Below are 13768 nucleotides of genomic sequence, written 5' to 3'. Positions count from 1 at the left end.
GGCACCGGACACCGGGTCGTCTTCCCGGTGACCGGACAATTGCACGCGCACGTACCGGCCACCGGAATCGCCGCTGGACCCCTGTACGCGGCGCGGTGAGGATCGCCGCCATGGCCGAAGCCGAAACCCCCGGGGACCACGCCCTGGTCGACGTCGACCTCGACGGGAGCCGCCACCACCTGCGCTGGCCCCGCGACAAGACCCTTGTCGAGATCATGCTCGACGCCGGCATCGACGTCCCGCACTCGTGCCGCGAGGGTCACTGCGGCTCCTGCGTCGCGACCGTGCTGCGCGGCCGCGTCGACATGGCCGACTGCGACATCCTCGAGCCGGCCGACCTGGCGGACGGGCTGATCCTCGGGTGCCAGGCCAGACCGGTCAGCGGCGACATCCACATCGAGTACTGACGTCAAAACCCCGTCCGCTGACCGGGAATCGGCCCCGCCCGGCGGTGTGCTGCGGTAGACCATCAGTGCAAGCAGACAGTGAGGACACCAGCATGAGCGAGCGCGTACTCGACCGGGTGATGGAACTGGCCGAGCAGTTCAAAGACCAGGGAGCCGAGGCCGAGAAGATCGGGCGACTGACCGATGCGACGGTCAAGTCGATGAAGGCCGTCGGGTCCATCCGTCTGCTGCAACCCAAGAAGCACGGCGGCTACGAGGTGCATCCGCGGGAGTTCGCCGAGACGGTGATGGCCACCGCCGCGCTCGACCCCGCGGCCGGCTGGGTCAACGGCGTGGTCGGGGTCCACCCCTACCAGTTGGCCTACGCCGACCCGCGCGTCGGCGAGGAGGTCTGGGGCGACGACGTCGACACCTGGATGGCCTCACCGTATGCGCCGCAGGGGGTGGCCAGGCCCGTCGACGGCGGATATCTGTTCAGCGGGCGCTGGCAGTTCAGCTCCGGCACCGACGCGTGCGACTGGATCATCCTCGGGGCCATGATCGGCGACGCTGACGGCAGACCACTGATGCCGCCGCAGATGCTGCACATGATCCTGCCGCGCTCGGACTACGAGATCGTCGAGGATTCCTGGGATGTCGTCGGTCTGCGCGGCACCGGCTCCAAGGACGTCATCGTCAAGGACGCGTACGTCCCCGAGTACCGGACGATGGACGCGATGAAGGTGATGGACGGAACCGCCCAGCGCGAGGCCGGCATGACCGAACCGCTGTACCTGATGCCGTGGTCGACGATGTTCCCGCTGGGGATCTCGGCCGCCACGATCGGCATCGCCGAAGGTGCGCTGGCCGCGCACCTCGACTATCAGCGCCAGCGGGTGAACTCCAGCGGGGTCGCGATCAAGGACGACCCCTATGTCATGTACGCCGTCGGGGAAGCGGCGGCTGATATCAATGCCGCGCGCCAGGAACTGCTGGCCAACGCCGACCGGATCTACGACATGGTCGCCGCGGGCCAGGATGTGAGCTTCGAGGACCGGGCCGCCGGGCGCCGCACCCAGATCCGCGCGGTGTGGCGCGCGGTGTCCGCCGTCGACGAGATCTTCGCCCGCTCGGGAGGCAACGCCGCCCGCATGGACAAGCCCCTGCAGCGGTACTGGCGTGATGTGCACGTCGGTCAGCTGCACGCAATCCATGTGCCGGGCACCGTGTTCCACGCTTCGGCGTTGAGCTCACTGGGCGTCGACCCGCAGGGCCCGCTCCGGGCGATGATCTAGAGGGATGCGATGAGCGATCTGAAAAGCCTCGGCTACGTCAAGGTCCAGGCCACCGACATGGACCGGTGGCGCCGCTTCGCGTTCGGGGTGCTCGGCTTCGCCGAAGGCTCCGGTCCCGACAATGAGGCGTTGTATCTGCGCATGGACGAGCGCGCGGCCCGCATCATCGTGGTCCCCGGCGACGTCGACAAGATCGTCACCGTCGGTTGGGAGGTGCGCGACCACGCGGCGCTGACCCGCGTCAAGGCGGCCCTCGACGGCGCGGGCGTCCCGGTCAAGGAACTCTCGCTGCAGGAGGCGGACGCCCGTCGCGTCGAGGAGGTGATCGCGTTCGACGACCCTGCCGGTACCTCGACCGAGGTGTTCCACGGCGCGGTGCTCGACCACAGTCCCGTGGTGACACCGTTCGGCGCGCGGTTCGTCACCGGCGATCAGGGCCTGGGCCATGTCGTGCTGCCGGCCCTCGACGTCCCCGGGCTGTTCCAGTTCTACACCGAGGTGTTGGGCTTCAAATCGCGCGGGGCGTTCCGGGTTCCGACGCCGCCGGAGTTCGGGCCGCTGCGCGTCCGGTTCCTCGGCATCAACGCGCGCCACCACAGCCTGGCGATCTGTCCGGCGATGACGTTGCGCGACCCGGGCCTGATCCACCTGATGGTGGAGGTCGACACCCTCGACGCGGTCGGCCAGGCCCTTGACCGGGTGAACAAGGACGGGTTCCAGCTGTCCTCGACGCTGGGCAGGCACACCAACGACAAGATGGTGTCGTTCTATGTGCGGGCGCCGGGCGACTGGGACATCGAGTTCGGCACCGACGGTATGCGGGTCGACGAGAACTGCTACACCGCGGAGGAGATCACCGCCGACAGCTACTGGGGCCACGAGTGGGTCTCCGACCTGCCGGCCGCGATGCGCCCGTGAGCGGTGTCCCGCTGGGCGACGGCAGCTTCTACCGCCGGCGGGCCGGACGGAGCGCGGCCCGGGTCTGATCCTGCCCGGGGCGGCGCGTCGCGTCACCGTCGGTGGGACAGGATGGGCCGATGAAGGCCGTCAGCTGTCAGAACAAGAACCTGTCCGTCGTCGACCTACCGACACCGGTCCCGTCACGTGGGCAACTGTTGCTCGAGGTGCGCCGCTGCGGCATCTGCGGATCCGACCTGCACGCGAAGGACCACGCCCACGAACTGACCGACGTGATGGACGAAGTCGGTTACCCGGATTTCATGCGCGAGGACACGCCGGTCGTGCTGGGCCACGAATTCGTGGGCGAAGTGGCCGAACGGGGCCGCGGCGCCGCCAAGGAGTTCAAGCTGGGGACTCCGGTGGTGTCGTTTCCGATGGTGCGCGCGGCGGGCGGGGTGCACATGACCGGGCTCTCGCCACTGGCGCCCGGCGCGTACGCCGAGCACGTCCTGGCCGAAGCCGCGATGAGCTTCGTCGTCCCGAACGGGCTGGACCTCGACACCGCCGCCCTGACCGAACCGATGGCGGTCGCGCTACATGCGGTGCGCCGCAGTCAGATCCGTAAGCGCGACGTCGCGATCGTCATCGGCTGCGGGCCGGTCGGACTGGCGGTGATCTGCCATCTCAAGTCTCTCGGCGTGCACACCATAGTCGCGAGCGACTTCTCCGGGACGCGGCGCGCGATGGCGGGGCGCTGTGGCGCCGACGTCGTCGTCGACCCCGCCGTCGAGTCCCCGTACACGGCCGCCGGGCAGTCCGGGACCGTCACCGAGGCCCAACAGCTGTTCGAGCTCGCCGTCGGCTCGATGGAGAAGCTGCGCCGCGTGCCCGGCTGGTCGCATCTGTACCGGATCGCCGACACCGTGGGCGCAGCGGGCCCCAAGCGGCCGGTGATCTTCGAATGCGTCGGTGTGCCCGGGATCATCGACGGGATCATCTGCGCGGCGCCCGTGCAGTCGCGAGTCGTCGTGGTCGGTGTGTGCATGGGCACCGACCACTTCCGACCGGCGGTGGCCAACGGTAAGGACATCGACCTGCGGTTCGTCTTCGGTTACACGCCACTGGAATTCCGCGACACCCTGCACCTGCTCGCCGACGGCGAGGTGGATGCCTCGGCACTCGTCACCGGCACCGTGGGCCTGGCCGGCGTGGCTCGGGCCTTCGAAGTCCTGGGCGCGGCCGAAGCGCACGCCAAGATCCTCATCGACCCGCAGAGCAGCGCCGTCACGCCGTGGCCCCGGGCGGACAACGCACCGAGATATCCGCAGGTCGCGGCGTGACCGCCACCGATTCCGCGCATTCGTGTGACAGCCCGCACACCGTCGTGCTACAAATAGGCATATTTCTATTAGGCATATGCCTGGTTGTCACCGCTGACCATCTGGAGGCCCCCATGACCCCGACCGTCGAAACTCCCAGCGCCGTCCTCGACCGGGTGTCGCTGGTCCTGGATGCCTTCGACGGGCCGGGCCGGCTGACCCTGGCGCAGATCGTGCGCCGCACCGGTCTGCCGCGGTCGTCAGCGCACCGCATGCTCGAGCGCCTGGTCCAACTCCGGTGGCTGCGCCGCAACGGCCGCGACTACGAGCTGGGGATGCGGCTGGTGGAGCTGGGCTCGTTGGCCGTGCACCAGGACCGCCTGCATCGCGCGGCCGTACCGCTGCTGCACGACCTGCATCGCGCGACCGGGCTCGTCGTCCACCTGGCCGTCCTCGACGGTTCCGATGTGGTCTACCTGGAAAAGATCGGCGACCGGATGACCGCGGCGATTCCCACCCGGGTCGGCGGCCGCCATCCCGCACACTGCTCGGCCGTCGGTAAGGCGCTGCTCGCCCATGCGAAGGACCTGGACTGCGACACGGTGGATCTGGCCAACCGCCGAACCAGGTACTCGATTGCCTCGCCGGCGCAGTTGCGCAGCGAGCTCGCCAAGACCCGTGAGCACGGCGTCGCGTTCGACCGGGAAGAGTCGATGGCCGGATTCGGTTGCGTCGCAGCCCCGATCGGAGGCCAGGGCGAGCCCGTGGCGGCGGTGTCTGTGTGCGGTCCGGTGAACCGCATGATGTTCGACCAGCGACTCGTCGCCCCGGTCCGGATGACCGCGATGGGAATCTGGCGCAACGTCGAGGACGGCCCCGCGCGGGTGGCCCCGACCCTGCAGCAGGCGCGTCCGCTGCGCAACGCGCCCGTCCTTCGCCCCGCCCCTACCCGCGAACCGGCACTGCAGTACGCATGAAACTCGACCCGCAGATCGCCGCGCTGATCGAGTCGCTGGACGCGGGCTTCCCGCCGGTGCACACCATGACCGGTGCCCAGGCGCGGGCGACGATCCGTTCGCGTTTCGTGCCACCGGCACACCCCGAGCCGATCGGCTCGGTCAGCGAGGTGTCGGTCCCCGTAGAGGACGGCACGGTCCCGGTGCGGATCTACCGGCCCACGGCGACCGGACCGCTGCCCGTCCTGGTGTACGCCCACGGCGGCGGTTTCGTGTTCTGCGACCTCGACAGCCACGACGGACTCTGCCGAAACATCGCGAACCTCATTCCCGCCGTGGTGGTTTCGGTCGGCTACCGCCTTGCCCCGGAGAGCCAGTGGCCGACCGCCGCGGAAGACGTGTACGCGGCGACGCGGTGGGCGGCCGACGATGCCGCCCGAATCGGCGGTGATCCGGACCGACTGGCTGTCGGGGGTGACAGCGCCGGAGGCAACCTTGCGGCGGTCACCGCGCTGATGTCGCGGGACCGGGGCGGACCGACACTGCGGGCCCAGCTGCTGCTCTACCCGATGATCGCGGCGAACTTCGACACCGAGTCATACCGGTTGTACGGCAACGGGTTCTACAATCCTCGCCCCGCGCTGCAGTGGTACTGGGACCAGTACGTACCCGCGGTCGCTGACCGCACCCACCCGTACGCCTCGCCGCTGCACGCCCACCTCGACGGCTTGCCGCCCGCGGTGGTGGCGCTGGCGGGGCACGATCCGCTGCACGACGAGGGCGCGGACTACGCCGACGCTCTCGAGGCCGCCGGTGTGCCCACGTCGTGCTGCCGCTTCGACGGCGGAATTCACGGCTTCATGACGATGCCGATGCTCGACATCGCCCACGAGGCGCGTCGCCAGGTGACCCGCGAGATCGCAGCCTTGATCTGACCGGCTAGCGTCGCGTTGCGTCCCCGTACCTCTGAACGGGGTCGAGCACGCAGTGCGTCCGGCCGAACACCGTGACCATGCACTTGTTGTTGTGGTTGCAGCGGCTGCGCGTGCCGTGGTCGGCGATCATGGCATTCACCAGATCGGGCTCTCGCAGCAGCGCCCTGCCGAGCGCCATGAAGTCGAACCCTTCGCGCAGTCCCGTCCGGAGGTGGTCGTAGTTGGTGATGCCGCCCAGCAGAATCAGCTGGGTGTTGCGGACGACCGGGACGAATTGGCGTGCGGCGTCGAGCATGTAGAGATCCCGATAGGGGTAGCTGCCCATCACTCGCTTGCCCGCCAGCCGGACCCCCGGCCGCAGCGCGGCGGGCATCACGGCGGCAAACTCCTTCACCGGCACGTCGCCGCGGAAAAGGTACATCGGCTTGTACACCGACGAGCCCTGGGTCAGCTCGATCGCATCGAGTGTGGCGTCGCCGTCGAGCAGTTGCGCGGTGCGCAGGGCCTCGTCGATCCAGATGCTGCCGGGCAGACCGTCGTCCATGTCGAGCTTGGCGATGACCCCGATCTGGTCGCCGACGACCTCGCGGACCCGCGACGCGATCTCCCTGACGAACCGGGACCGGTTGTCGATCGAACCTCCGTAGCCGTCCTTACGCCGGTTGATGCGCGCGCTCAGGAACGAGCTCGGGAGGTAGAGATGGCCGAAGTGCAGTTCGACGGCGTCGAAGCCGGCGTCGATGGCCACCTGCGCGGTGGCAGCGAATTGTTCGGTGACCTGCCGGATTTCGTCGCGGGTGATCTCTCGGCAGTAGGCGAACGAGGTCGGGTTGATGAACCGGCTCGGCGCGATCGCGGTTACCCCTGTGAGCTTCTTCGGCGCCACCACCCCGGCGTGGCCGAGTTGGGCCGAGATCGCCGAACCGGCGGCGTGCACTGCGTCGGTGAGCCTGCGCAGTCCCGGGATGGCCGCCGGGCTCATCACGATCTGGCCGGGCGCGCTGGCGCCTTCCTCGGAAACGCAGCAGTACGCCACCGTCGTCATGCCGACGCCACCTTCGGCGAACGCCACGTGGAAGTCGATCAGGTCGTCGGTCACCAGGCCGTCGGGTGATCGGCCTTCCGATGTCGCCGCCTTGATCACCCGGTTGCGCAGCCGCACCGGCCCGAGCCTGGTCGGCGCGAACGGATCCGGCGTGGTCTCGACGTCCATCAGGCCACGGTGCGCGCCGCAGCCTCGTCGGTCAACGGCACCCTCCCGATGGCCGGGAGCGTCATCTCGATGTCCGCCGGGCCGGCCGTACGCTCACGGCCATGGCCGGTGGTGAGGTGTTCGTCGTCGACCGGATCGTGACCCGGCCCGGATGCGCCCGGCGGTTCGTCGATGCCTACCTGTCGGAGTACGCGCCGGGGGCACACGAGCGCGGAATGACGCTGCGCGACGTGCTGGTGAGCCCGCCGATCTGGTTCGAGGACCAATCCAACGTCGTCACTGCGACATGGGCGCTGCCCTCGCCGCAGGCGTGGTGGGAGATGACCTGGCAGGGCCGCCCCGACCCTGGCCTCGGTCAGTGGTGGGACGGTATCGCCGAACTGGTCGCCGAACGCACCCGCAGTGTCGCGGCGTCGGCCGCCGATGTGGACCGGCTCTGCGATGTTTAACGTCGTCCGCCTGGTCGACGTCGACGGAGAGGCGGGCCGCGACCACCTGCTCGGGGATCTGCGGCGGGCGGTGACCGACAGCGGCGCCACCCGCACGCTGGTGCAGCCCACGCTGCCCGGCGTCCGTAACGGCGGGGACGTCCTCCTGCGCTTGTGGTTCGACGACGTCGACCAATGGCGTTCGGCCGCCCCTACTTTCGATATGCTCCTCGAGCGTCCCGAAGTCGGGCGGGTCAACGGCGCCGACTACCCCGGCGCCCCGACCGCCGAACGGGACCTCCCCGCCGCGGTCTACCGGACGTTGCTGCTGCGGGTACACCCGGACACCGATGACGCCGCGCTCACCCGGTTCGAGGACGATCTGCGGCTCCTGCCCCGCTATGTCAGCTCGATCAGCAGTTGGCAGCTCAGCCGCGTGGAGTCCGCCGTCGGCGCCTCGCCGTGGACGCACGTTTTCGAGCAGGAGTTCCGCGATCTACACGGGCTGACCGGTCCGTACCTGATGCATCCGATCCACTGGGCGTACGTCGACCGGTGGTTCGACCCGGAGTGCCCCGAGGTCATCGTCCGGGACCGCGTGTGCCACAGCTTCTGCGCCAACCCGTGATTCAGCGCACTCCCGCTCAGAGGCCGGCGGGCAGGATGTTCGGGTTCGCGGCGGTGGGAGGTTCCAGCGGCGGCAGTTCGGTGGCGCCGTCCAGGCTGTGCACCGTGAGCCCCTGCGACCAGGGGTAGTGCAGGCTGAACGCCACAAGCCCGGTCCGCTCGGCGGCCGGTCGATGGCACATCGCCAGCACGGTCTCGGCCAGATACTCCACCGGCTCGGTGGGGAAGGTGTCCGGAATCAACTGTGCTGCACCAGGAGTGCGGATTGCAGTCGACGGCCCCACACAGTTCACGGCGATGTTGGCGTCGAGCAGTTCGGCCGCGACGCCCTGGGTGAAGCGGTGCAACGCGGCTTTACAGGACGCGTAGACGACGTCGCCCGATGTCTTGTTGTACTCGCGGTACGGCCGCACCGGCGCGACGCCGGTCACCGAACCGATGTTGACGATCCAGCCGGCGCCGCGTCGACGCATGTGCGGCACAGCGGCTTTCGTCAAGACGAACGGGGTCCGCAGATAATGCTCGACGGTGCGGTCGAAGGTCTCCAGGCCCATCTTCTCGACCACGGCGTAGTCGGCGAAACCCGCGTTGTTGACCAGGATGTCGATACCGCCCGCGCGCGCGACGACCTGGTCGATCAGGTTGCCACGCTGCTCGTGATCCTCCAGGTCCGCGGCGACGCCGATCGCCCGGCCGCCGACCTGCTCGATCAGCTCGATCGTCTCCGCGATGGTGCCGGGCAGCGCCGTGGTCGCGCCCGCACGCAGTGACGCCGACGGTTCGAACGCGCGCGCGGTCACCACGACGGTGGCGCCTTCGGCCGCGAAACGTTGCGCCACAGCGCGTCCGATGCCGCGGCTGCTGCCCGTGACCAGTGCGGTCTTGCCCTCCAGAAGTCCCGTCATCGGATCACGAAGTGCTCTTCGATCGGGGCGCGGTGCTGGTTCCACACGTCGACGAGCCGGTACGGCGTCGCGACCACGACCCGACCGGATCCGGAACGGTAGTAGGTGTGCGCGTTGGGAGTGTGGCACCACACCGTCCGCGACATCGCGTCGTCGATCTGCGCGACGTACTCGTCGTAGGCCTCGCGGGTGACCTCCATGGTGTCGGCGCCGCGCAGCGCCAGCAGTTGCAGGCATTCCACGATGTAGTGCGCGAGCACCTCCATCGAGAAGTTGGCGCCTGCGCCGTGTCCCGGGCTGTAGTTCGGCGCCGAGGTGATGAACAGGTTCGGAAAGCCCGGCACTGTGCCGCCGCGGTACGCCCGTGGGCTGTCACCCCACTCGTCGCGCAGTGTCCGCCCGTCCCGGCCGCGGATGTCGATCGTGGACAGGAAGTCGAGGTGATAGCCGGTGGCGTAGACGATCACGTCGAGGTCGATCTGCCTGCCGTCCTGCGTGACGATGCCGTCGGCGTTGACCGCGGCCGGTTCACTGGCCTCGACGTCGACGTGGTCGCGGGTCAGCGCGGCGTAGTAGCCGCCGGGGTCGCGGATGATCCGCTTGCCGTACGGCGCGAAGTCCGGGGTGACCTTCTTCGCGAGCTCCGAGCCTTCACCGAAGGTGCGGTTGATGTACTCCAGACACATCTGCAGCAGCACGTCGTTGGCCTGCGAGATCGACAGGTGGTCCTTCGCCCACTCGGGGTCCCGCAGGATGACGGGGTAGTTGTTGTCGGCCGTCGCCCAGTACGACTTGAGCCGGTGCCAGTTCGCGTAGTACGGCAGGTGCCTGCCCAGATAGCGGCGGTATTCCGGCGCATCGTCGGAAAGCCGCTTGCGCGGAGCCACCCAGTGCGGCTGGCGCTGGAAGACGGTCAGGTGCTCAACCTCGTCGACGCAGGCGTCGACGATCTGCACCGCGGTGCAGCCGGCTCCGATCACGGCCACCCGCTTACCGGCGAGGTTCAGCGACGGGTCCCACAGCGCGGAGTGAATGCTGGTGCCCGCGAACGATTCCCGACCGGGTACGTCCGGCCACCGCGGCCGGTTGAGATAGCCGGCGGCGGTGACGACCACCCGCGCGTAGCTGACGTCGCGCGCGCCGTCGCGGTCCACCGCGTGAATCTGCCACCGGTTACGCTCGTCGTCCCACCACAGCGCCTGCACCTCGGTGCCGAACCGGGTGTGCTGACGAAGCCCGTACTTGTCGGCCAGCGACACCAGGTAGCGCTGGTATTCGGCGCCCTGCGGGTAGTAGCTCGACCAGTCCGGATTGACCTCGCGCGACAACGAGTAGTACGCCGACGGCGTGTCCACACCGATGCCGGGGTACCGGGTGGTCAACCACGTGCCACCGACTTCGTCGTTGCGATCGAAAATCTGGTACCGGACCCCGGCGTCGGCCGCCGCGAGCGCGGTGATGATGCCGGCGATACCGGCGCCGATGATCGCCACGTTCGTCGTCTCCGGAATCGGCACCGTGCGCGGCAGCGTGGGCTGCGACAGGTGAAAGCCGCCCTGCTCGAGCAGGAGCGGGACGAACTCGTCTTCCACGTCGGAGCCGAGCGCCACCGGCAGTACGCGGGTGAACAACCCGATGTCGTCGGGGGCCATCGCGTCGTCGGCGCGCGGCGCGGACACCGCAGCCACGACCGCGGCGACGAGCTCGTCGCGGGTGTCGGTGTCGGTCACGCCCGCGCGCTCGGGTGGATCGGGGACGTGGGAGATCTTCGGGCCGAACCGCTCGACCACCGACGGGTCGCCCGTCATCTGGGCCAGCACCGCGACGAGCACCCCGGGGTCGGCCTGACGGAGATGGTTCGCCAGTTCGTCACTGTCGGCCGCACTCGCAGCCGGGAGGGTTCGGGCGTCAGCAGTCACGGACCCGAGTATCGGCCCGCACGACCGGACCTGGCCCCGCCCCGCCTACTGAGCGGGACACGCATCGGAGAGCGCACCGCATCTTCACCTACAGTGCGCCCATGCAACGGGTGCACTACGACGACGACCATCACGCGTTCGGGGAGCTCGCAACACAGTTCGCCGCCAAGGAAGTCGCCCCCCACATCGACGGCTGGGAGACGGCCGGGATCGTCGCCCGTGAAGTCTTCGCCGGCGCCGGCGCGGTGGGGCTGCTGGGCTTCGCGGCCGACGAGAAGTTCGGCGGGCTCGGCGTACGCGATTTCCGCTACAACCAGATGCTGATCGAGTCGTTCATGGACGCCGGATGCGGTGCGGTGGGTCTGAGTTTCGCCGTGCACAACGACATCTGCCTGCCGTATCTGGCGGATCTGACCACACCCGAACAGCAGGACCGGTGGTTGCCGGGATTCGTCAGCGGCGATCTGATCGCGGCCATCGGGATGACCGAACCCGGCGCGGGCTCCGATGTGGCGGGTATCCGGACCTCCGCGGTCGACGCCGGCGATCACTTCGTGGTCAACGGCGCCAAGACGTTCATCACGAACGGGCAGAACGCCGACCTGCTGATCACCGCGGTGCGCACCTCCCCCGACCGTCATCGCGGTCTGACGCTGATGGTGCTCGAGCGCGGCATGCCCGGATTCGAGCGCGGACGCAACCTCGAGAAGCTGGGCCTGCACTGCCAGGACACCTCCGAGCTGTCGTTCACCGACGTCGCGGTGCCCAAGCGCAATCTGCTGGGCGAGATCGGGCACGGTTTCGAGTACATGATGCGCAACCTGCCGCAGGAACGCATGCAGATCGCCGTCGGCAGCCTGGGCCGGGCCCGCGCCGGGCTGCGGTGGACCGTTGACTACGTGCGCGAGCGCACCGCCTTCGGCAAACCCATTGGCGCCCTGCAGAACACGCGGTTCGTACTGGCCGACGCCGCCACCGAGGTGGCGGTGGCCGAGTCGTTCATCGACCGCTGCGTCGTCGAGCTGAACGCGGGCCGGCTGTCGCCCGCCGACGCCGCCAAGGCCAAGCTGTGGGCCACCGAGATGGAGTTCCGAGTCCTCGACAGCTGCCAGCAGCTCTTCGGCGGGTACGGCTACATGCGGGAGTATCCGATCGCCCGCGCGGCGATCGACGCGCGCGTGACCCGCGTGTACGGCGGGACTTCGGAGATCATGCGCGAGATCATCGGACGCGACCTCGATCTGGACCCGACCCGCGGGAGGCGACCGGCATGAACCGTGACGACTCAGATGACCTCGGCGACCTGGTGGCGCGGGTCCGCGGGCACTCGCTGGGTGACCTTCCGCGCCGCTCGGCGCGCAGATTCCCGGACAAGGTGGCTGTCATCGACGGCGACGTGGTGTTGACGTTCGCGGAGTTCGACGCACTGGTGGACCGCGCCGCTGCCGCTCTGCACGACAACGGCATAGCGCCCGGCGACCGCGTGGCGCTGCTGGCCCACAATTGCTGGCAGTACGCCGTTCTAGCCTTCGCCACCGCCCGCGCGGCGGTGGTGCTGGTGCCCGTCAACTTCATGCTGACCGCCGAGGAGATCGCCTACATCCTGGGGCACAGCCGCGCAACGGGATTCATCGTCGAACCGGCGCTCGTCGAGGTCGCCGAGGAAGCCATGCGCCTCGGCGGCTTGGTCACCTCGCCGATCGCACTGACCGAGCCCGGTCGGGCGGCCCCCGACGGCTGGGCCGACTTCGCGGCGTGGCTGAGCACCACCTGCGCACCGCCCGACCTCGTGGTCGCGGACGACCAACTGCTGCGGGTGATGTACACCAGCGGAACCGAGTCCCGGCCCAAGGGCGTCATGCACAGCAGCCGAAGCCTGATGTGGCAGTACATCAGCACGATCACGGCGGGCTCCATGAGCGACGACGACGTCGAACTGCACTCGTTGCCGCTGTACCACTGCGCACAGCTCGACAACTTCCTCGCCACCGACATCTACCTCGGCGCCACCAGCATCATCCTGCCGCGCCCGGAGCCCGAGGCCGTACTGCGCGCCGTCGAACGGCACCGGGTCACCAACTACTTCGCCCCGCCGACGGTGTGGATCAGCCTGCTGCGCTGCCCGGTGTTCGACGAGGTCGACCTGTCGAGCCTGCGCAAGGGCTACTACGGCGCCTCGGCCATGCCGACAGAGATACTGCACGAACTGCGCGAGCGGCTGCCCGCACTGCAGCTGTGGAACTTCTATGGCCAGACCGAGATCGCGCCGTTGGCCTCAGCGCTCGGTCCTGCCGACCAGGAGGCACACGCGGGCGCTGCGGGCCGCCCGGCCCTCAATGTCGAGACCGCGATCCTCGATGACTCGGACACGCCGGTCGCCGCGGGCACCGTGGGCGAAATCGCCCACCGCAGCCCGCATCTGATGCTGGGCTACCTCGACGACCCGGCCAAGACGGCAGAGGCGTTCCGCGGCGGCTGGTTTCACTCCGGCGACCTCGGCTACTACGACGAGTTCGGGCTGCTGCACGTCGTCGACCGCAAGAAGGACATGATCAAGACCGGCGGTGAGAACGTCGCCAGCCGCGAAGTCGAAGAGGTGCTGTACAGCCACGAAGCCGTGCAGGAGGTCGCGGTGTTCGGTGTGCCCCACCCCACCTGGGTGGAGTCGGTGGTGGCCGCCGTGGTGCCCAAGGCGGGAGCCGCGGTCGCCGAGACCGACCTGATCACCCACTGCCGCGACCGCCTCGCCGGATACAAGACCCCCAAGCAGATCTTCTTCGTCGACGCGCTGCCGAAGAATCCGAGCGGCAAGCTGCTCAAGCGCGACCTGCGGGAGCGGTTCGCCTCGGTGTTCCACTGATCGGACAACCCCGGTCGATCACGCG

The 13768-nt window shown here is 68.9% G+C and carries 13 protein-coding genes; 10 read left to right on the top strand and 3 right to left on the bottom strand.

Annotation, left to right across the window (positions count from 1 at the left end):
* The first annotated feature begins 110 nt into the window (after positions 1 to 110).
* The 6 genes from BHQ18_RS10170 (at position 111) to BHQ18_RS10145 (ending at position 5791) form a co-directional block, all read left to right on the top strand.
* Positions 111 to 407, top strand: a complete 297-nt coding sequence (locus BHQ18_RS10170; RefSeq protein WP_069413475.1) for a 2Fe-2S iron-sulfur cluster-binding protein — start codon at positions 111 to 113, stop codon at positions 405 to 407.
* A gap of 92 nt (positions 408 to 499) precedes the next feature.
* Positions 500 to 1681, top strand: a complete 1182-nt coding sequence (locus BHQ18_RS10165) for an acyl-CoA dehydrogenase family protein (RefSeq protein WP_069413629.1) — start codon at positions 500 to 502, stop codon at positions 1679 to 1681.
* Positions 1682 to 1690: 9 nt separating this feature from the next.
* Positions 1691 to 2599, top strand: coding sequence for a biphenyl-2,3-diol 1,2-dioxygenase (gene bphC / locus BHQ18_RS10160; RefSeq protein WP_069413474.1), 909 nt, complete (start codon positions 1691 to 1693; stop codon positions 2597 to 2599).
* 119 nt (positions 2600 to 2718) lie between these two features.
* Positions 2719 to 3921 (top strand): zinc-binding dehydrogenase, encoded by a 1203-nt coding sequence (locus BHQ18_RS10155; RefSeq protein WP_069413473.1) that lies wholly within the window; start codon positions 2719 to 2721, stop codon positions 3919 to 3921.
* Between the two features lie 113 nt (positions 3922 to 4034).
* Entirely contained in the window at positions 4035 to 4877 is an 843-nt protein-coding gene (locus tag BHQ18_RS10150; RefSeq protein WP_069413472.1) for an IclR family transcriptional regulator, read from the top strand.
* Positions 4874 to 5791: a LipP1 family hormone-sensitive lipase gene (locus tag BHQ18_RS10145; protein ID WP_069413471.1), complete on the top strand. Its 918-nt coding sequence runs from the start codon at positions 4874 to 4876 to the stop codon at positions 5789 to 5791. The genes BHQ18_RS10150 and BHQ18_RS10145 overlap by 4 nt, the downstream gene beginning before the upstream one ends.
* Before the next feature lie 4 nt (positions 5792 to 5795).
* Here BHQ18_RS10145 and BHQ18_RS10140 read toward each other — a convergent pair whose 3' ends face one another.
* Positions 5796 to 7004, bottom strand: coding sequence for an NADH:flavin oxidoreductase (locus BHQ18_RS10140; protein ID WP_069413470.1), 1209 nt, complete (start codon positions 7002 to 7004; stop codon positions 5796 to 5798).
* A gap of 101 nt (positions 7005 to 7105) precedes the next feature.
* On the opposite strand from BHQ18_RS10140, the gene BHQ18_RS10135 reads away from it, so the two are divergent.
* Both BHQ18_RS10135 and BHQ18_RS10130 read left to right on the top strand, forming a co-directional pair.
* Positions 7106 to 7453 (top strand): hypothetical protein, encoded by a 348-nt coding sequence (locus BHQ18_RS10135; RefSeq protein ID WP_069413469.1) that lies wholly within the window; start codon positions 7106 to 7108, stop codon positions 7451 to 7453.
* On the top strand, positions 7446 to 8060 hold the full coding sequence (locus BHQ18_RS10130; RefSeq protein WP_069413468.1) for a Dabb family protein: 615 nt from the start codon (positions 7446 to 7448) through the stop codon (positions 8058 to 8060). Before BHQ18_RS10135 ends, BHQ18_RS10130 begins: the two co-directional genes overlap by 8 nt.
* Positions 8061 to 8076: 16 nt before the next feature.
* Here BHQ18_RS10130 and BHQ18_RS10125 read toward each other — a convergent pair whose 3' ends face one another.
* Both BHQ18_RS10125 and BHQ18_RS10120 read right to left on the bottom strand, forming a co-directional pair.
* Positions 8077 to 8964 carry an SDR family NAD(P)-dependent oxidoreductase gene (locus BHQ18_RS10125; protein ID WP_069413467.1) on the bottom strand — a complete coding sequence of 296 codons (888 nt, stop codon included), beginning with the start codon at positions 8962 to 8964 and terminating at the stop codon, positions 8077 to 8079.
* Positions 8961 to 10772, bottom strand: coding sequence for a flavin-containing monooxygenase (locus BHQ18_RS10120; protein ID WP_084294010.1), 1812 nt, complete (start codon positions 10770 to 10772; stop codon positions 8961 to 8963). The genes BHQ18_RS10125 and BHQ18_RS10120 overlap by 4 nt, the downstream gene beginning before the upstream one ends.
* A 212-nt stretch (positions 10773 to 10984) precedes the next feature.
* Between BHQ18_RS10120 and BHQ18_RS10115 the strand changes: the two genes are divergently transcribed.
* Positions 10985 to 12157 carry an acyl-CoA dehydrogenase family protein gene (locus BHQ18_RS10115; RefSeq protein ID WP_069413465.1) on the top strand — a complete coding sequence of 391 codons (1173 nt, stop codon included), beginning with the start codon at positions 10985 to 10987 and terminating at the stop codon, positions 12155 to 12157.
* On the top strand, positions 12154 to 13743 hold the full coding sequence (locus BHQ18_RS10110; protein WP_069413464.1) for an acyl-CoA synthetase: 1590 nt from the start codon (positions 12154 to 12156) through the stop codon (positions 13741 to 13743). Before BHQ18_RS10115 ends, BHQ18_RS10110 begins: the two co-directional genes overlap by 4 nt.
* Positions 13744 to 13768 lie beyond the last annotated feature (25 nt).

Origin of the sequence: Mycolicibacterium flavescens (assembly GCF_001722335.1) — a bacterium.
In the GTDB taxonomy this organism is placed as follows: domain Bacteria; phylum Actinomycetota; class Actinomycetes; order Mycobacteriales; family Mycobacteriaceae; genus Mycobacterium; species Mycobacterium flavescens.
This window is presented reverse-complemented; position numbering and strand designations above follow the sequence as displayed.

Bases quoted from the DNA above. Each gene is read 5' to 3' on its own strand.
- BHQ18_RS10170 (WP_069413475.1), top strand. From the start codon at position 111: ATGGCCGAAGCCGAAACCCCCGGGGACCACGCCCTGGTCGACGTCGAC.
- BHQ18_RS10165 (WP_069413629.1), top strand. From the start codon at position 500: ATGAGCGAGCGCGTACTCGACCGGGTGATGGAACTGGCCGAGCAGTTC.
- bphC (WP_069413474.1), top strand. From the start codon at position 1,691: ATGAGCGATCTGAAAAGCCTCGGCTACGTCAAGGTCCAGGCCACCGAC.
- BHQ18_RS10155 (WP_069413473.1), top strand. From the start codon at position 2,719: ATGAAGGCCGTCAGCTGTCAGAACAAGAACCTGTCCGTCGTCGACCTA.
- BHQ18_RS10150 (WP_069413472.1), top strand. From the start codon at position 4,035: ATGACCCCGACCGTCGAAACTCCCAGCGCCGTCCTCGACCGGGTGTCG.
- BHQ18_RS10145 (WP_069413471.1), top strand. From the start codon at position 4,874: ATGAAACTCGACCCGCAGATCGCCGCGCTGATCGAGTCGCTGGACGCG.
- BHQ18_RS10140 (WP_069413470.1), bottom strand. From the start codon at position 7,004: ATGGACGTCGAGACCACGCCGGATCCGTTCGCGCCGACCAGGCTCGGG.
- BHQ18_RS10135 (WP_069413469.1), top strand. From the start codon at position 7,106: ATGGCCGGTGGTGAGGTGTTCGTCGTCGACCGGATCGTGACCCGGCCC.
- BHQ18_RS10130 (WP_069413468.1), top strand. From the start codon at position 7,446: ATGTTTAACGTCGTCCGCCTGGTCGACGTCGACGGAGAGGCGGGCCGC.
- BHQ18_RS10125 (WP_069413467.1), bottom strand. From the start codon at position 8,964: ATGACGGGACTTCTGGAGGGCAAGACCGCACTGGTCACGGGCAGCAGC.
- BHQ18_RS10120 (WP_084294010.1), bottom strand. From the start codon at position 10,772: ATGACGGGCGACCCGTCGGTGGTCGAGCGGTTCGGCCCGAAGATCTCC.
- BHQ18_RS10115 (WP_069413465.1), top strand. From the start codon at position 10,985: ATGCAACGGGTGCACTACGACGACGACCATCACGCGTTCGGGGAGCTC.
- BHQ18_RS10110 (WP_069413464.1), top strand. From the start codon at position 12,154: ATGAACCGTGACGACTCAGATGACCTCGGCGACCTGGTGGCGCGGGTC.